Genomic DNA, 19,209 nt, shown 5'->3' with positions numbered 1-19,209 from the left:
AGGTGAGCGCACCTTGGGGACCTCCGCTGCCGGGCCGGGGATTCGGATCTGGCGCCCCGGCGTGTGCCGGTATCGTGCACCCACCGAGCCATACCGAACCAATGCCAAAAGGCGTTCCTCTCATACCGATTCCGGTATGCGGGCTTCGGGCTCGCGCGACCGACTCAGGAAAGGAGCCCCGGCGATGGACCTGCTGGACGGCCGGCTGAAGTTCCGGCACCTCACCCTGCTCGTCGCGATCCTCGACCACGGGAGCGTGGGCCGTGCGGCCGAGACGCTGCACCTCACCCAGCCCGCCGCCACCCGCACCCTGCGCGAGCTGGAGGGCATCGCGGACCTGCCGCTCTTCGTCCGCATGCCGCGCGGCATGCGGGCGACGCTCTACGGGGAGGCGCTCGCCGAGCACGCCCGCGCCGTGATCGCCGAGATGCGGCGGGCCGGCGAACACCTCACCGGGCTGCGCCAGGGCCGGGAGGGCACCGTGACCGTCGGCGCGCTCCTCGCCGGCACCAACGTGCTGCTCCCCCGTGCGGTGGCGCAGCTCAAGCGGGAACGGCCCCGGGTCACCGTGGTCGTACGGGAGGGCACGCCGGACGTCCTCCATCCGGCCCTGCTGGCGGGGGAACTGGACGTGATCGTAGGCCGGGTGGGGCCCGCGCCCAAGGAGGGGGACGGGCTGCGCCAGCGGCGGCTCTACCGGGAGCGCATCCGGCTCGCGGTCCGGTCCGGCCATCCCCTCCTGGGGACCGGGGACGCCACGCTCACGGACTGCCTCGGCTTCCCGTGGATCGTTCCGGTCGAGCAGACCGCCCTGCGGCAGGAGCTCGGGGCCCTGTTCGCCGACCGGGGGCTCGCCCTGCCCGCCGACCGGGTCGAGTGCACGTCCATCCTCACCATGCGGGCCCTGCTGCTGCAGACGGACATGGTCGCGCTGTTGCCCGAGCTGGTCCTGCGCGCCGACGAGCAGCTGGCCGCCCTGCCGGTCGAACTCCCCTCGGTGGGACGCACGGTGGGCACGACCGAGGCGGCTCATCGCACCCGCACTCCCGCCCTGCAGGCTCTGCTGCACCACCTGGAGCAGGAGGCGGCCGTGCTGCGCGAGACGCTCTCGGGACGGGACCGGGAGCTGCCCGGGGAGGAGTGAGGGCGGCGGGGCCCGTCACTCCCCGCTTCCGTCGGCGGGCGGGAGCAGGGGGCCCAGCGGGCCGAGGTCGAGGTTGAGGTCCTGGAGGGTGTAGCCGTGCTCGGCGCAGAGGTCGCTCAGTGCGTCGTGCAGCGCCATGAGGGTGGAGCCCAGCTCCTCCTCCTGGTCGTCGGTGAGGTCGCCGGCGTCGACGCGTCGCAGGGCCTGCCGCTCGATGAGCTGGCGCAGGAGTTCCACGACGGTGAGGACGAGCTTGAGGAGGTCCTCCTCGACCGACTCGTGGTCGGTGCGGATCCTGCGCGCGGGGGCGCGGGGTGCGTCGGCGTCGGCGGGGGCCGCCCGCACCAGGCGGAACGCGTCGCCCAGGGCGCCGCCGACGTCGTCCAGGGGGTTGGCGGCGCCGTTCGGCCGCGGTGGGCCGTTCGGGGCCCGCCGCCGCTTCCCGCGGTCCGGGCCGGGCGCGGCCCCGGACCCGGGCCCGGACCTGGTCATGGCGGCCTCGTCGTCGCCGGTCCGAGCGGATCCGCGTCCGAGCCGACGGACACGATCAGCGCCCGGAGGGACACCCGGACCAGGTCGATGTCGGCGATGGAGAGCACGATGTCCCCGGACAGCACGACGCCGCCGCTGAGCAGCCTGTCGAGCAGGTCGACCAGGGCGACCTGCCGGTCCGGCAGGGACTCGACGGGCCGGGGGGAGTTCATCGCGCCGGCCCGTCCCCCGCGGGATCCTCCCGGGGCGGCTCGGGGGGCGGTGGCGGCATGGCGAAGGAGTACGGGGCCCACGGGCCGGTCACCTCGACCCGTACGCCGTCGAGGTCGGTCGCCACGGCGGCGAGCGCGGCGCGGAAGTCCTCGGTCAGATCGTCCGGCACGAGGTAGGCGTCGTTGAGGACGTTCTCCTCGGGTCCCGCCAGCGCACCGCGCTGGGCGGGGTGGCGCACCCGGTGCGTACCGAACCGGGCGACGAGCGTGTCGATGCGCTGCGCCGCCTCCTGGGCGTTCCGGTAGTGGTCCTCCCGGGCGTGGTGCTGGGCCCGGCGGTGCCTGAGGTACGCCTTGCCGGGGCTCGCCGTGCCCGCACTCCCCCGGGGTTCGGCCGCCCGGCCCTCCGTGGGCTCCGGGGGGCCGATGTACAGCTTGACGCCCCATTCGCTCCGGTCCCGGAGCAGCGCGATGCGGGCGGCGAAGAGGTCGCGCTGAACCGCGAGCGCCTCGCGGGCGCGTCGGTCGTCCTCGTAGAGGGTGGCGAGCCGCAGCGGGAGGACGGCGCCCTCGCGGGAGAGGGTCTGCACCACCTCGTGATGGGCGCGGGCGATGCCCTCCAGCCAATCCATGTCCTCGAAGTGGGCCTTGAGCGTCCCCTCGTCGAACTCGTCGGCGGCGACCCGGCTGACGACGAACGCGAGGCGGTGCGGAGGCTCGGCGCCCTCGGCGGACACCTCCTCGGCCGTCTCCTCGGCGAGGAGCGACACGGCCGTGTCCGAGACGCCGTGGACGCCCTCGACGGCCGTCCGTACCCTCTCGGTGTCGAGGACCACCGCGTAGACGTAGGTGAGGTGCGCGGGGGCGGTCATGTGCCACGCCTGCGTCGCGTGGTGCCCTTGCGGGGCGGCGGTCGGGGTGCCCCGGTCTCGGGCGCGTCATCGTCCTCGGTCTCGGGCGCGTCATCGTCCTCGGTCTCGGGCGCGTCATCGTCCTCGGTCTCGTACACGTCCTCGGTCTCGTACACGTCGTCCTCCCCTACGGCTTCCGCGTCCAGGTCACGGCCTCGGAGTGCTTCGGGGCGACGGGTCTCGGCATCGATCCCCGCTTCGCGCCGCAGCGCGTCCAGCTCCGCGCGGAGGCGGCGGTTCTCCCGCTCCAGAGGGCTCCCGGTGTGCTTCGAGGACAGCGACGGATCGTGCTCCCACCAGTCGATTCCCATCTCCTTCGCCTTGTCCACGGAGGCGACCAGGATCCGCAGCTTGATCGTCAGCAGTTCGATGTCGAGCAGGTTGATGCGGATGTCGCCGGCGATGACGATGCCCTTGTCCAGGACGCGTTCGAGGATGTCGGCGAGGTTCGCGGAGGAACTCGGCCCGTACGGTGCCGGGGAGGCCCTGGAGGGCACGGACCCGAAGCGGTCGGGCAGGGGATCGGACACGGCGGTGTTCCTCGATTCCGGTCAGGGGCTCTGCGAGCGGTGGGCGGATATCTCCTCGAGTCGGTCCAACAGCTCGTCCTCGGCATGGTCGAAGGTCTCCTGGGAGATCTCCCCCCGGACCAGCCGGTCCTCCAGTTCCGCGAGCTCCCGCCAGATCGGGGCCGGGTCGTAGTACTCCTCCTCGGCCCTGTCCAGCACACGCTCCGCGACCCAGGTCACTCCGCGCACCGGCGCCAGGGGAAGCGTCAGCAGGGATGTCAGCAGTCCCATGCGCCTGTCTCCCTCCTCGACTCGACTCGCTTCGTCTCGACTCGCTGGTCTCGACTGAATTCGTCTCGGCTCGTCCGCCGGCCCGGTCACTCCACGAAGCTGTACGGCGGCAGCGGGCCGTTCAGCCGGAACTGGACGCCCTCCCCGATCTCGCGGGCCAGATGCGCCTCGGCGGTCAGGAACTCCTCCCGCCGGTCGTCCGGGACCAGCAGCGAGAAGTTCAGGAAGTCCGGCTCGGACGCCTGCCGGACGGTGTGCTCGCGAGCGAAGGGCACGAGGGCCTCGATCAGCCCTGAGGCCAGGGCGTCCTGACGAACCTGCACCTGGCCGGCGATCAGCTCACCCAGCGCCAGGGGGAGTCGGGGGTCACTGTCACCGTCGCGCAGCCGCGCGTCGAGCGCGCGGGCGTCGGCGTCCTCGGCCAGGATCTGCCGCAGCAGCACCTCCTCGTCCTGGGACGCCCGCACGTGGTACTCGGCGCACCCTCCGAGCCGTTCGAGATTGGCGAGGAAGCCTTCGGCGTCCTTCTGGAGCACCTGCTCGACGGTCGACTCGTCGGGGGCCGTGTAGCCGAACTGGAGGGGCAGGACGGCACCTCCGCGCATGAGGTGCTCCTGCACCTCGTTGTGGACCGAGAGGTCGCGCCGCTTGGGACGGATCGTCTCGGACACGTCGCTGACGACGGCGCACAGCGGACCGGAGGCGACGGCGCGCACGGGGACGGGTTCCGAGCCGACGCCGGACAGACCGTCCAGGTCGAGCGGGTGGTCGGCCGCCGTGATCGCGTAGACGTACAGGGCCATCGGTCACTCCTTCTCCCGTCGTGTCGTGCGTCGGGAGGGGGGCCGTCGGCGACGGGGCGCGGCTTGCTCCGCTTCCTCCTCCTCCGGCTCCTCGTCCGGTTCCTCGTCGTCGCGGGACTTCCCGGTCAGAGACTCGGTCACGGCCTCAACGGCTCCGGTGAGCGCGCCCTTGGACTTGCCGTGCGCTCCCCCCTCCATCATCCCGCCGACGACTTCGGGCAGCTGGGCGGGAGCCTTGCGGCCGGCTTCCAGGTCGAGCCGGTTGCACGCCTCCGCGAAGCGCAGATAGGTGTCCACGCTGGCGACGACGATCCTGGCGTCTATCTTGAGGATCTCGATCCCGACGAGGGAGACGCGGACGAAGATGTCGATCACGAGACCGCGATCGAGAATGAGTTCCAAAACGTCGTACAGGCTGCCCGTGGAGGCGCCACCTCCCCGGCCGACGGCGCTGCCGCCGCTCTGCGGCACCATGGTCATGGCGCCTCCTTCCGCGGCCGAACCGTACTCAGAACGGCCGATCGATCATTCCGCGGCTGTAGCGGCGGGTTCGTTCGAAGGAGATCAGCGTGCCCTTCCCGTCCAGGGAGACCCTGTAGCTGGCCAGCACGCTCGTCGTATCGGGGATCCGCTCCAGTTCCACCACTTCCACTTGTGCCTCCCACCCCGTGTCGACGGGCTTGAGCGAGGAGACGGACTCGGGGACTCTGCCGAGCAGTTTCGCGAGTTGCTCGATCGCCGCGGCCATGGCCGCGCCCGCGTCCACCGACTTCGATCTCGCGGGCGCCGCCTTGCGGCGGGTGGGAGGTCGTCGCTCTTCGGCGGGGCGGGAGGTTCCCCGTCGAGGACGATCCGGATCCACTGGGCTCATGACACTCCGCAAGACGAATAGCGACTTAAGGCTAGAATTTCATGTTATAGGGACATACGCCATGCCCGGGAGGGCAGGCTCGTTCCCCACCGCCCCCGGAGGGGCGCCCGCGCGCGACTTCCCCGTCGCACGGCTTGTTCCTGGGCGTCCGCGTGAGCGGCGGAACGGTCCGCCCCCCGGTGAAGGGACAGGGGTCATGGAGGACACGACCAAGATCACCCTGGCGGCCGCGGTGGCAGGCGGTTACCTACTGGGACGGACGAAGAAGGCTCGCCTCGCGTTCACAGTGGCGACCTATCTGGCCGGCCGGCGCTTCGGCCTGGAGCCGGGACAGCTCGTGACGCAGGGACTCAACAAGCTCAAGGAGGTGCCCCAAGTCGCCGACATGGGCGAGCAGTTGCGGGGCGAGGTGCTGAACGCCGGACGGCAGGCCCTGAGCGCCGCGGCCAACCGCAAGCTCACCGATCTCGCCGACTCCCTGCACGAGCGGACTCTCGCGATCGGCAGCGGCGGTGGCCGGGAAGAGGAGGAGGCCGACGAGGACGACGAGCGGTACGACGACGCGGACGAGGAAGAGGAGGACGAGGAGGAGCCGGAGGGCGAGGAGGAGCCTGAGGGCGAGTACGCGGACGAGGACGAGGAGGAGTGGGGGGAGGACGAGGAACCCGAAGAAGCCGAGGAACCAGAAGAAGCCGAAGAAGCCGAAGAAGCCGAAGAAGAGGAGGAGGACGAGTACGACGACGAGGGAGCGGACGAGGAGGAGACCGAGCCCGAACCGGAGGCCCCACGGAAGCGACGGTCTTCCGGCACGTCCTCCCGGACCAGCCCGGCGAAGAGGACGTCGTCGTCCCGGACAGCGGCGAAGAAGACGGCCGGGAACCGGTCGGCGCCGAGCCGGAGCACGGCGAAGAAGTCCGCACCGGCCAAGAAGAGCGCCCCGGCCAAGAAGGCGGCTCCGGCGAAGAAGTCGGCTCCCGCGAAGAAGACCTCGGCCACGAAGCAGACGGCGGCGAAGAAGACCTCGTCGGCGCGCAAGCCGGCCGCGAAGAAGGCGGCAGCGGGCAAGCCCGCGGCCAAGAAGGCGCCCGCACGCAAGTCCGCCGCCAAGAAGTCCGCGGCCAAGAAGACGTCGGCGCGCAAGCCCGCGTCGCGGAGGTAGGTCATGGCAACCGAAGACCGCGACCGCTCCGAGAAGTCGGAATCCGGACTGGACCGGCTGTTCGGCGAACTGGGCGAGTTCCTCAGCGCACAGACCGGTCAACTGGCCGACAAGGCGACGGACAAGCTCGGGGACGTCACCGACCAGCTGAACGACGTCGCCGAGAACGGCGGGAAACTCACCGACATCGGCGGGCGACTGCTCCAGGGCGACTCCCCCGTCAAGGCCGTGGCGGGCCAGGCGCTGAGCGGGCTGAAGGACAAGGTCACCGACACGGCGTCGAACCTGTTCGGCGGGGGCAAGGGCAAGCGCAAGAGCGGCAGCCAGAAGATCACCAGCATCGTGGAGACCATCGACGTCGGGGCGCCGCTCACGAGGGTCTACAACCACTGGACCCAGTACGAGGACTTCAGCGGCTTCACCAAGGGCGTCCGCAGCGTCTCGCAGGGCGACGAGACCAGCAGCGACTGGAAGGTCAAGGTGGGGCCCTCCACCCGGAGCTGGAAGGCGACGGTCCAGGAGCAGGTCCCCGACGACTGCATCGTCTGGACCTCCGAGGGCGCCAAGGGTTCCACGCGGGGCTGTGTCAGCTTCCACGAGCTGGGCCCCACGCTGACCCGCATCCTGCTCACCGTCGAGTACTACCCCTCCGGCCTGTTCGAGAAGACGGGCAACATCTGGCGGGCCCAGGGACGGCGCATGCGGCTGGACCTGAAGCACTTCCGCCGGCACGTCACGCTCACCGACGACGAACCCGAGGGCTGGCGCGGCGAGATCCGCGACGGCGAGGTCGTCCGCTCGCACGAGGAGGCGCTGGAGGAGGAGAACGCGGCCGAAGAGGAGGGCGAGGAGGACGAGGACCAGGTCGATGACGAGGGCCGCCCCTACGACGAGGAGGAGGAAGAGGAAGGCTACGAGGACGAGGAGGACGGCGAGGACAGCGGGGAGGGCGAGCCGGACGAGCAGGAGGAGCAGGAGGAGGACGAGGAGTACGACGGAGGCGAGCCGGACGAGGAGTACGAGGACGACGACGAGGGCTACGCCGACGACGATGAGGAGGACGACGAGAACGAGGACGAGCGGGAGACCGCGGGCAGCGGCCGACGCGGGCGTTGAGCCGCAGGCCGCATGGGCCGCCCCGTCGGACGGGGCGGCCCGTTCCGTCGGCCGTACGAGACCGAAGGGCGATCCGCTCGTCGCCTCGAAGGAACCTGCCCGTAGGCTCATGGAAGAAGCGGCCTCCGTCGGCCGCTTCTCCCGTCGTTCTCCACGGCGAGTGCCGTAGCCGGCCGGCCGACCGGGCGGCTCAGTGCGAGACCGTGTCCGCGATCCGCGGATCAGCGCTTGAACGCGTCCTTGACCTTCTGTCCCGCCTGCTTGACGTCACCCTCGGCCTGCTCGGCGCGGCCCTTCATCTCCAGGCTCTCGTTGCCGACCACCTTGCCCGTGGTCTCCTTCGCCTTGCCCTTGGCCGTCTTGGCCGCGTTCTTGGCTTTCTTCCCTCCGGCCATGTCGCTCACCTTCTCGCACGGAGTTCCTCGCGTCCCGTGGCGGGACGCCGAGTGGCCACTGCCCCGGATCCGTGCCCCCATGCGGCCGGGCGACGACAGGATCCCCGTCGGCGAAGCGGGTCACCTCTTGAAGAAGTCCTTCGTCTTCTCCTTCCGCTCCCGGGCCTTCCCCCGCAGCCCGAGGGCGGCCCCCTTGACCTCCGTGGTCCGCTTCCCGGTGACGCGACCCGTCTTCCGCATGGCCTTGCCCACGACCTGCTCGGCCTTGGCCTTGGCCTTCTCCTTGGCACTCATGGCGATGGCTCCTCACGACGCTCGGATGTACCGTCCGTCTGCCCGTATCCGCGCGGCACAGTCGACGGCCGGGCGCCTGCTCGTCAGCCGGGCTCCCGCTCGTCAGGGGACGGCCGGCCCCGCTCGCCGGTCGGCCATCCGGGCTGTTCCCCCGCCGAGGGAGTGCGGCGCGACCACCGTGAAGCGGGCGCCGTCGGGATCAACCAGCTCGACCCACCGGCTCGCCGCGGAGGTGCCCACCGGGGAGGCGACGGCGCCGCCCAGTCCCAAGGCGGAGGTGATCGTCCGCTCCAGTTCCGCCACGGGGAAGTGGACCCGCCAACGCGGCCGGATCGCGGCGTCGGAGGACCCGTCCTCCCCGCCGCCGCTGATGTGGGCGACGTCGTCGCGGCCGTGGCGGAGGACGACGTGGTCGTGCTCGTGGGACGCCACGCAGTGGCCCGGTCCCTTCCCCGCCCAGCCGAGGACCTGCCCGTAGAAGATCGAGGACGCGAAGGCGTCGCGCGTGTGGAGGTCCAGCCAGGCGGGGGCGCTGCCCCTCCCCACCGACCAGTCCGGGACGACGGCCCCCTCCCAGAACCCGAAGACCGCTCCGGCGGGATCGGCGGCGAGACCCGCGCGGCCGGTGCCGAAGGTGAGGGGGCCGACGGCCATCGTCGCGCCGCGTTCGCAGATCCGCGCCGCGGTGACGTCCGCGTCCTCGACGGCGAAGTACGGCGTCCACGCCACCGGTACGGCCAGGGGCTCGGCGAGGGCGCCGATCCCCGCGACGGGGGTGCCCTCGCGGAGGGCGACCGCGAAGCCGTCTCCCAGTCCGCCGGCCCGGAACCGCCAGCCGAGGACTCCCGCGTAGAAGCGCTTGGCGGCCTCCAGGTCCCGGGTCATCAGACTGACCCAGCACGGGGCGCCCGCGATCTCGTGGCTCGACGTCGACACGGCCGTCACCCTCGGTTCGCACAGGCGGGACGGGACCCTTCCACCGTAAACCCGGCGCGGTCGCGGGGCCGCGCGCGGCGGCGAGGACGGAACATCGGAGGGGCTTCGGGGCGGCGCACCCGGGTAGCCGGGCCAGGGGGGACCGAGATGAAGGGAACCGCGGCATGACGTCCTTCGGCTACTTCCTGTCCTGCGAGGAGTTCACCCCGGACCAGTTGCTGCGCCAGGCGCGCCTGGCCGCGGACGCGGGCTTCACCCGCCTGGCCGTCTCCGACCACTTCCATCCGTGGACCAGCACCCAGGGCAGCAGCCCCTTCGTGTGGTCGATGATCGGTGCGCTGTCCCAGACGGTGGACCTGCCCGTCACCACGCTCGTGACCTGCCCGACCGTACGGTTGCACCCGGCGGTGACCGCCCAGGCCGCGGCGACGTCCAGTGTCCTGCTGGGCGGCCGGTTCACGCTGGGCGTGGGCACCGGCGAGGCCCTCAACGAGCACGTGCTCGGCGACCGGTGGCCCGCCTTCGACGAACGGGCCGAGATGCTGGAGGAGGCCGTGGAGGTGATGCGCGAGCTGTTCACCGGCCGCGACGTCAGCCACCGGGGCCGGCACTACACCGTCGAGAACGCCCGCCTCTACACCGTCCCGGCTGCCCCGCCCCCGATCCTGGTCTCCGGCTTCGGCCCGAAGGCGGCCGCGCTCGCCGGGCGCATCGGGGACGGCTTCGTCACCATGGGCCCGGACGAGGAGGCCCTGACCGCCTTCCGCGAGGCGGGAGGCGAGGGCAAGCCCGTCGTCGGCGGCCTCAAGGTCTGCTGGGACCAGGACCGTGAGGTGGCCGTCGAGACGGCCCACCGCATGTGGCCGACCGAGCAGCTGCCCGGCGAACTGAACCAGATCCTGCCCACGCCCGCCCACTTCGAGCAGGCCAGCGAGCTCGTCACCCGGGAGCAGGTGGCGGGCTCCGTACCGTGCGGTCCGGACGTCGAGGAGCACGTCGACGCGGTACGCGCGTACGTGGACGCCGGATTCGACGAGGTGTACGTCGGCCAGATCGGGCAAGGCCAGGAGGAGTTCTTCACCGCGTACCGGGAGAAGGTGCTGCCCGCGCTGGGCGGCTGACCGGCCCGGCGGTGTTCGGCAGCCCTCGCCGAGCCGCGCGAGACTGGGAGCAGCGCCTCGCCCGGTACCGGTGACGCCACAGCGAAAGGAATGGTCATGGCCCGCAACGAGTCCCCCTCCCCCACGGGCGGCGACGAGTCGTCCGCGTACGAGGCCCGCGGCGACGACGTCTATCAGCCGTCCGACGGGGCCGAGCCCTCGGGCGATCTCGATCCCGACAACGCGCTCATGACCGATCCGATCGACGACATGGCCGTCCCCGGGTACTCCCCGCCCGAGCATCCCCGGGGCGCCACCCGGTACGGCACCACCCAGCGGGAGCAGCGGGAGGGCGAGTCGCTCGACGTGCGTCTCGCGCAGGAGGTCCCGGACCTCGGCGACGGGACGCTCGTGGAGGGCGACGGGATCGGGGACCTGCCCGGAGGTGAGGGCGAGCCCGTGGACCAGCAGGCGGGAGCGACCCGGGCCGGCCGGCTCACGGCGGTGGACACCCCCTCCGGCGCTCTGGACCGCGCCGTCGCCCGGGACGTGGGCCTGGACGACGGCACCGCGCCGGCCGAGGAGGCCGCGATGCACGTCGACACGGGGCTGGACGAGGCCGGGGACGCACGGTGACGCGGCCGAAACGGGGATGACGCGGACGAAGCCGGGGCGGTCAGGCCGCCCCGGCTTCGTTCGTCTCCCGCCGTCCGTCGTTAGCCGTTCGTCTTCCGGTGTGTCTACTCCAGCGGGTGCCTCAGCGCGCTCTGCCCGCGGCCCCAGGCGTCTCGGACGTGGTCGGCGAGCCGGTCCTCCAGCAGGACGGTCGCGGCGCTGCCGAACGCGATGTCGGGCTCCAGCCCGGGCTCCTCGGCCAGGAGGCCGCCGACGACGCCGTGGCGCACGACCTGCTCGTGGACGGCGTCGGCCTCCACGTGCTCGGCGTAGAAGTGCTCGGCGGCCGCTCCCGCCCCGCATCGCCGCATGGCCCTGGCCAGGCGCCGTGATCCGGGGGACGACGTGATCTCGACGCAGGCGAAGTGACCGACGAGGGCTCCGCGCCGGGCCCGGTGGAGCCCGAAGAGCGACATCAGGTTCACGGTCGCCAGGAGGGGCGCGGGCGCGTGCTCCAGGTAGTGGCCGTACGAGTGGTCGAGGCCGAGGTCGTCCATGAGGTCCGCGAAGAGCCGGGCGTGGACGCGTTCGGCCCGGCCGGCGCCGAACTCGTCGTACTCGATGGCGACCATGGAGGCCTTGGCCTCCCCGGTGAGCCGGGGGACGACCCAGATGTGCGGGTCGGCCTCCTTGAGGTGGTAGAGCGAGCGCAGGGCCGCGTACTCGCGCAGCTGCCAGAGCTCCCCGTCGGTCTCCAGGCGCCGGCTGAGGCTGTCGGAGAGGTCGACGGGCTCCACCAGGAGGGGCGCGAAGGCGTCCTCGACCGTCCGCGGCCCGTCGCTCAGTTCCTCGCGCAGGGCGTCGAGGAAGCGGGCCTCCGCCTCGCGGCGCAGTCGCAGCAGGTCGGGGTCCCACTCGCGGGCGTCGTCCACGCCGTCGAAGCCGCGGTAGTGCAGCTCGTACAGGAGGTAGAGGGCGAGCTGGAGGTCCTCGCCCCAGGGGTCGGCGCGCGCCGCGGACTCGGGGCCGCAGCGGGGCGGGCCGTCCGTGCGCAGGGCTTCCACCACGGCGTCGGACAGCTCTCCGCGGCCGGCCGGGAGGCGGGGAGCCGTGGCGGGCGCGGCCGGGGCACGTACCGGAAGGGGCATCAGAAGTTCCTGTCGTCGGTCGGCGGAGGGGTTCGTTCGCGGCGGCGGTGGCTGGTGTCGCACCAGGGGTAGGTACGGCTCCGGCGGCATGTGCAGACGGCGACCGTGAACCGGTCGGACCGGGCGACGGTCCCGTCGTCCAGCACGATCTCCACCGGGCCCTCCACGAGGACGGGGCCCTGGGGATCCACGGACACCCGGCGGGCGGGCGCCCGGTCGGGTTCCGGCGGGCCGGCGGGTGTCGGCATGATGAGCCTCCTCCGCAGGTGAGAGCGGTGCTCGCGCCCCGGGTGGACGCGCGCTACAGGCTGCGACTGCCCCGCCCGGGACACCTCATGCCGCGGCACGGTGATCCCGGTGGGCACACCGGACGCTCCCGATGCGGCGGTCACCACCATCCGGCAGCCGTCGGGCGCGGTTCCATCACGCACCGCGCCCTGTCCCTCGACCGTAGGCTCCGGGGCATGACAGTGCTGCGCGGCAACGCCCTCGAACTCCGGCCCTCCGAGCCCCACGACGTCCCCGGTCTCGCCGCGATCCGCGCCACGCCCGAGGTGCGGGCCCGCTGGCGCGGCGACCCGGACCTGGAGGCGGAGGTCGCGGAGGATCTGTCGGATCCCGACACCCGCTGTCTGACGATCTACCAAGAGGACCGGATCATCGGCATGATCCAGTGGTACTCCGAGGAGGAACCCGACTACCGGCACGCCGGCATCGACCTCTTCCTGGACCCCGCCGTGCACGGCCGGGGCCTGGGCTCCGACGCGGTCAGGACGCTCGCCCGGCATCTCGTCCACGAGGTCGGCCACCACCGGATCATCATCGACCCCGCCGCCGACAACGCCCCCGCCATCCGCTGCTACACCAAGGTCGGCTTCCGTCCCGTCGGGATCATGCGGCAGTACGAACGCGGCGCCGACGGAACCTGGCACGACGGCCTGCTCATGGACCTGCTCGCCGAGGATCTGACCTGAGGCCGGGACAGTCGCCCGGGAGGGGCCGGAGACGTACAGGCCCGGCGTCCGGCCGCCCCTGGTCGCGGCCCGGCCGGCCGTCGAACAGACGGGCGTACGTCTACGCGGCCGCAGCCCGGGTAGTCGCACCTCGTCCGACGTCTGTCCGCATTCACCCTCCTGGGCGGTTCTCCATGAACGCACTCATCCCGCTGGTCTCCGCATCGGACGACCGGCTGCTCGTCCCGGCCGAGCGGGTCACCGCCCTTCTGCGCGGCGTCGCCGCCGGGTGGCTGGGCGCGGCGGAGCGGGGCGAGTCGGACCTCGACCCACGGACCACCCTGACGCTGGCCCGTTCCCTCAGTGACCTGGCCGATCAGATCGACGTCGAGTGCATCGCCTTCATGCCCGCGCGGGACGAGGAGGACGCACCCGAGGCGGAATGAACGGCCGACATCGCCGCCGGGGCCGGGCCCTCCGTGGAGGGCCCGGCCCCGGCGCGTCCGCGGGTGGGGAGCGGACGCGAGTCCTGGGACCGTCCTCAGGTCCGGCGGGCCCGAATGACCACCAGTTCCTCCGACTGCTCTGCGGCGGCCGCCAGGCCCCGGCGTTCCAGCCAGGCCCGGCGGGAACGCAGCACGGGCCCCCAGGGGACGGAGGCCGTGGCCGCGACCTCGGCGGTCAGACCGCTGCCCGTCAGCCGGTCCACGGTCGCCTCCGCCCCGCACATGCCCGAGTGGACCATCAGGAGCACTCCCCCGGGGCGCAGCAGAGCGGGGGCGGCCCCGCAGATCCGGTCGATCACCAGTCGCCCGTCGGGGCCGGCGTCCCAGGCGCGCTCGGCGCCCCGCGCGGGCACCTGTGCCGCGGGCGCGGGGACATACGGGGGGTTCGTGACGACCAGGTCGAAGAGCCGTCCCCGCGTACGTGCCATGAAGTCGCCGTGCAGGACACGCAGGGGCAGTCCGTGGACCAGGGCGTTCAGCCGGGCGGTCGCGACGGCCGGCCAGGAGACGTCGACCGCGGTGACGGCGGCGCCCGTGCGCGCCGCCGTGAGTGCCAGCGCACCGGTGCCGGTGCCGATCTCCAGGACGTCCGTGCGGGGGCCGACCTCCTCGCGTGCGAGGGCCCCGGCGAGCAGCCGCGTGTCCGCCTGCGGCCGGTAGACGCTCGGCAGGGCGACCAGGCGGCCGGGGAGCGCCTCCCGGGTCGGGAGCGTCGTGGACATCGCGTACCTCCGGGCTAGGACGGGGCGGCCACGGCGAGCCGCCCGGGGGGTTCAGGCTGCGGCTGCCCCGTGCTCCTCAGGTCATTCGGAGATGCGGAGATTCCGTGATCGTGAATGGCGCTCCCCCGGTGGCCGGCGGCGCGGGCCGCTCCCCCGGCGCCCGGGTTCCCCCGCCGCCGGATGGTCCCTGACCGCCGAATGGCCACTCGTCTCGCCCTGCGGCGGACCCGATGTCAGGGTCGGGTGCATGGGCGTCCCTCCTGCGGGCAGCGGCAGGGCGGGAGACGGCGGTGTACGCGTCCGCCGACGCGTCGAGCGCCACGCCGGCGAAGAAGGGAAGGAGTCGCCATGCCTCGTGGATCGAGCCCGAAGCGGGAACGGCAGTACGAGCACGTCAAGGAGAGCGCGGAGGACCGCGGGGAGAGCACGAAGCGCGCGAAGGAGATCGCCGCGCGCACGGTGAACAAGGAGCGGGCCCGTTCCGGTGAGTCGAAGACGGCGAGCAGGACCTCCACCGAGGACGTGTCGTCGTCGAAGCGGGGCGGGCAGCGCTCGTCGAGCGGTGCGAAGGGCCCCACGTACGACCAGCTGTACGAGGAGGCGAAGCGCCGCGGCATCCACGGGCGTTCGTCCATGAACAAGTCCGAGCTCAAGCAGTCACTGGGCCACTGACCTGCCACGACCCCCGGGCGGCACCCGTCGGGCGCCGGCTCGGAGGGGCGTGCCGTGAGGTTCGCGGAGGCGAGCGATGACCTTTCCCCTGCCCGACAGCGTCGACGCGCTCAAGGACATGATCGGCCGAGAGATCACCTCTCTGCGCGCGGCGGTGCGCCGGCACGCGGAGCGGCCGCTCGGCGGGTCGTCCGGCGGCGAGCCGGCCTCGCCGTTGCAGTCCCTCGCCGTCCTTCCGGCCTCGGCGGAGACGGACGGGGCGGCGGCCCCGTGTCTGTGCGGGGTGCACGRGCCGGGCGGCAGCGGGTTCTGCTCGGTCCTGGCGGCCATCCCGGCCTCCGCCGTGCTTCTCGAACCGGTCCAGGACGACTCGGGAGCCGTACGGGACTTCCGCATCGTGGCCGGCAACCGCGTCCGGTCGGCGGACTGGCTGGAGCCTCCCGACCACCAGGTCGGGCAACGGTTCCTGGAGGCCCGTCCCGGCGCGGCGTCCTCGGGGCTGCTGGCGGCGCTGACGGACGTCGTGGACACCGGCAAACCGCTCGACGGGCTGGTCGTGGACTACACGGAGCAACGGCTCGGCCGGATCCACCGGGCCCCGCTGCTGTACTCGGCGGCCCGCTGCGGCGTACAGGTGCTGGCGACGTGGCAGCCCGTACAGACCCAGGCGGAGCTGCTCACCATAGACGCGCAGTTCCTGGCGTCGATGGGGTGGGGGCACTGGGACCTGCTGTCCGGGAAGATCACCTGGTCGGAGGGGCTCAGCCGGATCTTCCACGCCGACGTGCGCATGCCGTGGACGCTGGAGCAGCTGTGCGACGCGCTGCTGCCGGACGACCTGACGGCGCTCGCGGAGTTCCTCAGCTCGGTCCTGGCGGGCGAGGAGCCCGCCTGGACCCGGATCCGGTTCCTCGTGCTCGGCGAGCTCCGTACGCTCGACCTGCTGGGGCGGCCGGTCACCGGGACGGACGGCAGGGCGTGGGCGGTCAACCTGGTGGCCCGCGACCTCACGCCGCAGATCCGCAGCAGACGGCGGCTCGCCGAGACGGAGCGGGAGTCCGACCGGCTGCGACGGCAGACGGAGGCCGAACGAAGGGTGGCGGACGCGCTGCGCGAGGCGCTCCTGCCCACCCACTCCGAGGCCCTGGCCGCCGTCGGCCTGACGGTCGCGGCCTCCTACCGGCCGGCCGAGCCCGACGCAGCGGTGGGCGGTGACTGGTACAAATGCCGGCTGCTGCCGGACGGACGGGTCCTCGTCGCCATCGGCGACGCGTCGGGCCACGGCCTCGACGCCGTGGCCAGGATGGCGCAGCAGCGGCACGCGATGGCCGGTCTCGCGCAGACGGGAGCGTCCGCGGGCGCGATCACGACCTGGCTGAACGAGCTGGTGTGCAGCGATCCGGCCGGGCAGACGGCGACGGTCGTCGTCGGCCACCTCGACGAGGACAAGGTGCTGCACTGGGCCGACGCCGGACATCCGGCGCCCCTGCTGCTCCGCGGAGCGGATGTCGAGCCGTTGACGACCGACCAGCGCGGTCCCCTCCTGGGCGCCCTGCCGGGGTACGCGTACGGCACCGCGTCGACGCGGTTGCGCCCGGGCGATCTGCTGGTGCTCTACACGGACGGCATGGTCGAGCGCCGCGGCGAGGACGTGACGGACGGGATCAAGCGGCTGGCCCGGGCGGCGGCCGCGGCCCCGCGGGATCCGCAGGCCCTGATCGACGCCCTCCTCGTGGACCCCGAGTTCGCGGGCCACGAGGACGATGCCTGCGTCCTGGCCATTCGGGTGGATTGAGCGCGCCGCATCCGGGTGGACTGAGCGCGCCCGGGGGCCGTCTCAAGAAGCGGCGCCGACGTCCCGGCAGGGGTGGGGACGTCGGCGGGTAGGCGGCAGGACGTCGGGGTGGGCAGGCGTCAGGACGCCGGCGGATAGGGGGCGGACTTGAGGCGGCGGGCCAGGTGGGCGGTATTGGCCGCCAGGGCCGCGGTGGCGTCCGCCGTGGCCTTCGGGGTCTCGTCGAGGTCCTGGTAGTCCGTCTTGTGCATGGCCTCGCCGACCCAGTAGGTGACGGCGTTCGGGGCGAGGGAGAAGCCGACGTCGTTGAGCCCCTGGAACAGGTCCGCGCTCACCTTGTGCGCCCCGTCCTCGTTGCCGACGACGCAGACGGCGGCGGCCTTGCCGTACGTAAGCATCCGGCCCTCGTCGTCGGTCTCGCCCATCTCCGCGTTCAGCCGCTCCAGCACGCGCTGGGTGACGCTCGCGGGGTGACCGAGCCAGATGGGGGTCGCGAGGACGAGGATGTCGGATTCGAGGATGGTGTTCCGGATCTCGGGCCAGGCGTCGCCGTCGCCCAGGTCGGTCGCCACTCCCGTACGGACGTCGTGGTCGACGACGCGGATCACCGTGCCGGTCACCCCGTGCTCGCTCAGGGCCTCCATGGTCTGTTCGGCCAGCAGCTGCGAGCTGGAACGGGCCGGAGAGGGGGACAGCGTGCAGACGAGGGCGACGGCGCGCAGCGGTGTGGTCTCGGTGGTGTTCATGGAGCAGCGGCTACCCGCCTCTCGCGTTGGTATCGCGCTCCGCCCCGTCGATCCGGCATATGTCCCCGCGGGTCGGGCAGGCGCGACCTATCAGGTCTGTCATAACTCGGGGAGCCGTCGAGTGTGAGGAGAGGACCATGAAGGCGCTGACCTGGCACGGGCATCGCGACGTCCGGGTGGACACCGTCCCCGATCCGGTGCTGGTCGATCCGACGGACGTGATCGTACGGGTCACCTCGACCGGCATCTGCGGCTCCGACCTGCACCTCTACGAACTGTTCGGGCCGTTCCTCGACCCCGGTGACATCCTCGGTCACGAGGCCATGGGCATCGTCGAGGAGGTCGGCTCCGAGGTTCGGACCCTCGCCCCGGGCGACCGGGTCGTGGTGCCCTTCAACGTCTCCTGCGGTACGTGCTGGATGTGCGGCCAGGGGCTGCACTCACAGTGCGAGACCACCCAGGTGACGGAGTACGGGATGGGAGCCTCCCTCTTCGGCTACACCAAGCTGTACGGCCAGGTTCCGGGCGGCCAGGCGGAGTTCCTCCGGGTGCCCTTCGGCGACACGCTCCCGGTCAAGGTGGCCGAGGACGCCCCCGACCAGCGCTATCTGTACCTGTCGGACGTCCTGCCGACCGCCTGGCAGGCCGTCGAGTACGCGGCGGTCCCGCCCGGCGGAAGCGTCACCGTCCTCGGGCTCGGGCCCATCGGCGACATGGCGGCGCGGGTGGCCCTCCACCGGGGCGCCGCGGAGGTCATCGGCGTCGACCTGGTCCCCGAGAGGCTCGCCCGCGCCCGCAAGCACGGGGTGCGCGCGCTGGACCTGGGTGAACTCGGTGACGCGCTCGGCGACCGCCTGCGGGACCTGACCGACGGCCGCGGCACGGACGCCGTCATCGACGCCGTCGGCATGGAGGCCCACGGCGCGCCCTTCACCAAGGCCGCCCAGCGGGCCACGGGCATGCTCCCCGACGCTCTGGGCAAGCGGTTGATGGTGAAGGCGGGGGTGGACAGCATGGCGGCGTTCGACACGGCGGTGGACGTCGTGCGGCGCGGGGGCACCATCAGCCTGGTCGGCGTCTACGGCGGCGCCGTCGACCCCGTACCGCTGCGCACTCTCTTCGACAAGCAGGTCCAGCTCCGGATGGGGCAGGCGAACGTCCGGCGCTGGGTGGACGACATCCTCCCGCTGCTCGACGACGCCGACCCGCTGGGGGTCGACGACTTCGCCACCCACGTCCTGCCGCTGGAGCAGGCGCCTCAGGCGTACGAGACGTTCCAGGCCAAGCAGGACGGCATGGTCAAGGTGGTTCTGACACCGGGCCCCTGACCTGCGGCCGGGCCGTCGCGTGAGCCGTCGCACGAATCCCCGCATGAACATGAATCCCCGGATGAGCAGAAAGGTGATCAGGATGCGTGAAGCCCGGACCGCGGAGCGGTCGGAGGCACCGATACCCCGCGATCGTGAGGACCAGCAGGCCGAGGCCGGAGAGCACCCCTTGGCCATCACTGTGCCGGTGGAGTCCCCGGAACCCGCGAAGGCCGCCGACGGCGGGAGGAAGGGCCGGGAGCCCGAGAGAGCGGAGAAGCCCGGGGGCGCCGAGCGGACCGAGAACGCCGAGCCCGAGCGCACCGGCACGGCCGAGAGAGCTGGAGAGACCGGGAGGACCGCGGTGACCGGAGAGCGCGGGGAGACCGGTGGCACGGGCGGACCGGGTGGTGGCCTCCCGGACACGGACGAGGCCGGCACCGGCCCCGCGGGCCACACCCGGCAGGGCACGGTCCACCCCGAACACCCCGCCCCCGGCGAGCCCACCGACT

The 19,209-nt window shown here is 72.5% G+C and carries 25 protein-coding genes and 1 pseudogene; 11 read left to right on the top strand and 15 right to left on the bottom strand.

What is annotated here, in order from left to right:
* The first annotated feature begins 184 nt into the window (after positions 1-184).
* A complete protein-coding gene (locus EAO70_RS06885; RefSeq protein ID WP_148002119.1) occupies positions 185-1,144 on the top strand; it encodes a LysR substrate-binding domain-containing protein in 960 nt (319 codons plus the stop codon).
* Between the two features lie 15 nt (positions 1,145-1,159).
* Here the strand turns inward: EAO70_RS06885 and EAO70_RS06880 are convergent, their stop codons facing one another.
* From EAO70_RS06880 to EAO70_RS06845, 8 genes and pseudogenes are all read right to left on the bottom strand, one after another.
* Positions 1,160-1,636, bottom strand: a complete 477-nt coding sequence (locus EAO70_RS06880; protein WP_148002118.1) for a gas vesicle protein K — start codon at positions 1,634-1,636, stop codon at positions 1,160-1,162.
* Positions 1,633-1,848: a gas vesicle protein gene (locus tag EAO70_RS06875; protein ID WP_148002117.1), complete on the bottom strand. Its 216-nt coding sequence runs from the start codon at positions 1,846-1,848 to the stop codon at positions 1,633-1,635. Before EAO70_RS06875 ends, EAO70_RS06880 begins: the two co-directional genes overlap by 4 nt.
* A complete protein-coding gene (locus EAO70_RS06870) occupies positions 1,845-2,720 on the bottom strand; it encodes a GvpL/GvpF family gas vesicle protein (RefSeq protein WP_148002116.1) in 876 nt (291 codons plus the stop codon). Before EAO70_RS06870 ends, EAO70_RS06875 begins: the two co-directional genes overlap by 4 nt.
* Before the next feature lie 236 nt (positions 2,721-2,956).
* Positions 2,957-3,256, bottom strand: a pseudogene (locus tag EAO70_RS06865) (gas vesicle protein); the annotation flags it as partial.
* A 54-nt stretch (positions 3,257-3,310) separates the two neighbouring features.
* A complete protein-coding gene (locus EAO70_RS06860; protein ID WP_148002115.1) occupies positions 3,311-3,559 on the bottom strand; it encodes a gas vesicle protein GvpG in 249 nt (82 codons plus the stop codon).
* An 86-nt stretch (positions 3,560-3,645) separates the two neighbouring features.
* Positions 3,646-4,362 (bottom strand): GvpL/GvpF family gas vesicle protein, encoded by a 717-nt coding sequence (locus EAO70_RS06855; protein ID WP_148002114.1) that lies wholly within the window; start codon positions 4,360-4,362, stop codon positions 3,646-3,648.
* Positions 4,363-4,365: 3 nt separating this feature from the next.
* Complete coding sequence (locus EAO70_RS06850) at positions 4,366-4,842, bottom strand: gas vesicle structural protein GvpA (protein ID WP_148002113.1); 477 nt, start codon at positions 4,840-4,842, stop codon at positions 4,366-4,368.
* A 28-nt stretch (positions 4,843-4,870) separates the two neighbouring features.
* Positions 4,871-5,233 (bottom strand): gas vesicle protein, encoded by a 363-nt coding sequence (locus EAO70_RS06845; protein ID WP_148002112.1) that lies wholly within the window; start codon positions 5,231-5,233, stop codon positions 4,871-4,873.
* Positions 5,234-5,429: 196 nt separating this feature from the next.
* Here EAO70_RS06845 and EAO70_RS06840 point away from each other — a divergent pair, with 196 nt between their 5' ends.
* Both EAO70_RS06840 and EAO70_RS06835 read left to right on the top strand, forming a co-directional pair.
* Entirely contained in the window at positions 5,430-6,392 is a 963-nt protein-coding gene (locus EAO70_RS06840; protein ID WP_148002111.1) for a histone protein, read from the top strand.
* Positions 6,393-6,395: 3 nt separating this feature from the next.
* Positions 6,396-7,508, top strand: a complete 1,113-nt coding sequence (locus EAO70_RS06835) for an SRPBCC family protein (RefSeq protein WP_148002110.1) — start codon at positions 6,396-6,398, stop codon at positions 7,506-7,508.
* A 221-nt stretch (positions 7,509-7,729) separates the two neighbouring features.
* Here the strand turns inward: EAO70_RS06835 and EAO70_RS06830 are convergent, their stop codons facing one another.
* From EAO70_RS06830 to EAO70_RS06825, 3 genes are all read right to left on the bottom strand, one after another.
* Complete coding sequence (locus EAO70_RS06830; protein ID WP_148002109.1) at positions 7,730-7,903, bottom strand: CsbD family protein; 174 nt, start codon at positions 7,901-7,903, stop codon at positions 7,730-7,732.
* 120 nt (positions 7,904-8,023) lie between these two features.
* Positions 8,024-8,197: a hypothetical protein gene (locus EAO70_RS37695; protein ID WP_187283766.1), complete on the bottom strand. Its 174-nt coding sequence runs from the start codon at positions 8,195-8,197 to the stop codon at positions 8,024-8,026.
* 102 nt (positions 8,198-8,299) lie between these two features.
* Positions 8,300-9,082, bottom strand: coding sequence for a VOC family protein (locus EAO70_RS06825; RefSeq protein WP_148002176.1), 783 nt, complete (start codon positions 9,080-9,082; stop codon positions 8,300-8,302).
* A 215-nt stretch (positions 9,083-9,297) separates the two neighbouring features.
* Here EAO70_RS06825 and EAO70_RS06820 point away from each other — a divergent pair, with 215 nt between their 5' ends.
* Positions 9,298-10,254, top strand: a complete 957-nt coding sequence (locus EAO70_RS06820; RefSeq protein WP_148002108.1) for a TIGR03557 family F420-dependent LLM class oxidoreductase — start codon at positions 9,298-9,300, stop codon at positions 10,252-10,254.
* Positions 10,255-10,350: 96 nt separating this feature from the next.
* The gene (locus EAO70_RS06815) at positions 10,351-10,869 is read left to right on the top strand and encodes a DUF5709 domain-containing protein (RefSeq protein ID WP_148002107.1); all 519 of its coding nucleotides are present in this window, start codon (positions 10,351-10,353) and stop codon (positions 10,867-10,869) included.
* 104 nt (positions 10,870-10,973) lie between these two features.
* On the opposite strand, the gene EAO70_RS06810 is transcribed toward EAO70_RS06815, so the two are convergent.
* Both EAO70_RS06810 and EAO70_RS06805 read right to left on the bottom strand, forming a co-directional pair.
* Complete coding sequence (locus tag EAO70_RS06810) at positions 10,974-11,996, bottom strand: iron-containing redox enzyme family protein (protein ID WP_148002106.1); 1,023 nt, start codon at positions 11,994-11,996, stop codon at positions 10,974-10,976.
* Positions 11,996-12,244 (bottom strand): CDGSH iron-sulfur domain-containing protein, encoded by a 249-nt coding sequence (locus EAO70_RS06805; protein ID WP_148002105.1) that lies wholly within the window; start codon positions 12,242-12,244, stop codon positions 11,996-11,998. The genes EAO70_RS06810 and EAO70_RS06805 overlap by 1 nt, the downstream gene beginning before the upstream one ends.
* A 216-nt stretch (positions 12,245-12,460) precedes the next feature.
* Here EAO70_RS06805 and EAO70_RS06800 point away from each other — a divergent pair, with 216 nt between their 5' ends.
* Together EAO70_RS06800 and EAO70_RS06795 are read left to right on the top strand one after the other, a co-directional pair.
* Positions 12,461-12,970, top strand: a complete 510-nt coding sequence (locus tag EAO70_RS06800; RefSeq protein WP_148002104.1) for a GNAT family N-acetyltransferase — start codon at positions 12,461-12,463, stop codon at positions 12,968-12,970.
* 173 nt (positions 12,971-13,143) lie between these two features.
* Positions 13,144-13,395: a DUF6213 family protein gene (locus EAO70_RS06795; RefSeq protein WP_148002103.1), complete on the top strand. Its 252-nt coding sequence runs from the start codon at positions 13,144-13,146 to the stop codon at positions 13,393-13,395.
* 95 nt (positions 13,396-13,490) lie between these two features.
* Here EAO70_RS06795 and EAO70_RS06790 read toward each other — a convergent pair whose 3' ends face one another.
* Complete coding sequence (locus EAO70_RS06790) at positions 13,491-14,177, bottom strand: HemK2/MTQ2 family protein methyltransferase (RefSeq protein ID WP_148002102.1); 687 nt, start codon at positions 14,175-14,177, stop codon at positions 13,491-13,493.
* Positions 14,178-14,525: 348 nt separating this feature from the next.
* On the opposite strand from EAO70_RS06790, the gene EAO70_RS06785 reads away from it, so the two are divergent.
* Both EAO70_RS06785 and EAO70_RS06780 read left to right on the top strand, forming a co-directional pair.
* The gene (locus EAO70_RS06785; RefSeq protein WP_148002101.1) at positions 14,526-14,849 is read left to right on the top strand and encodes a plasmid stabilization protein; all 324 of its coding nucleotides are present in this window, start codon (positions 14,526-14,528) and stop codon (positions 14,847-14,849) included.
* A 76-nt stretch (positions 14,850-14,925) separates the two neighbouring features.
* A complete protein-coding gene (locus tag EAO70_RS06780; protein WP_148002100.1) occupies positions 14,926-16,644 on the top strand; it encodes a PP2C family protein-serine/threonine phosphatase in 1,719 nt (572 codons plus the stop codon).
* A gap of 119 nt (positions 16,645-16,763) precedes the next feature.
* Here the strand turns inward: EAO70_RS06780 and EAO70_RS06775 are convergent, their stop codons facing one another.
* Complete coding sequence (locus EAO70_RS06775) at positions 16,764-17,390, bottom strand: flavodoxin family protein (RefSeq protein ID WP_148002099.1); 627 nt, start codon at positions 17,388-17,390, stop codon at positions 16,764-16,766.
* Between the two features lie 137 nt (positions 17,391-17,527).
* Here EAO70_RS06775 and EAO70_RS06770 point away from each other — a divergent pair, with 137 nt between their 5' ends.
* Entirely contained in the window at positions 17,528-18,718 is a 1,191-nt protein-coding gene (locus EAO70_RS06770) for a zinc-dependent alcohol dehydrogenase (protein WP_148002098.1), read from the top strand.
* Between the two features lie 82 nt (positions 18,719-18,800).
* Positions 18,801-19,209: hypothetical protein (locus EAO70_RS06765; RefSeq protein ID WP_148002097.1), on the top strand; the 409-nt coding region annotated here is incomplete at its 3' end.

Source organism: Streptomyces sp. adm13(2018) (genome assembly GCF_008042145.1).
Taxonomy (GTDB): domain Bacteria; phylum Actinomycetota; class Actinomycetes; order Streptomycetales; family Streptomycetaceae; genus Streptomyces.
Note: the sequence above shows the minus strand (reverse complement) of the source record. Positions and strands in the feature narration are given on the sequence as shown.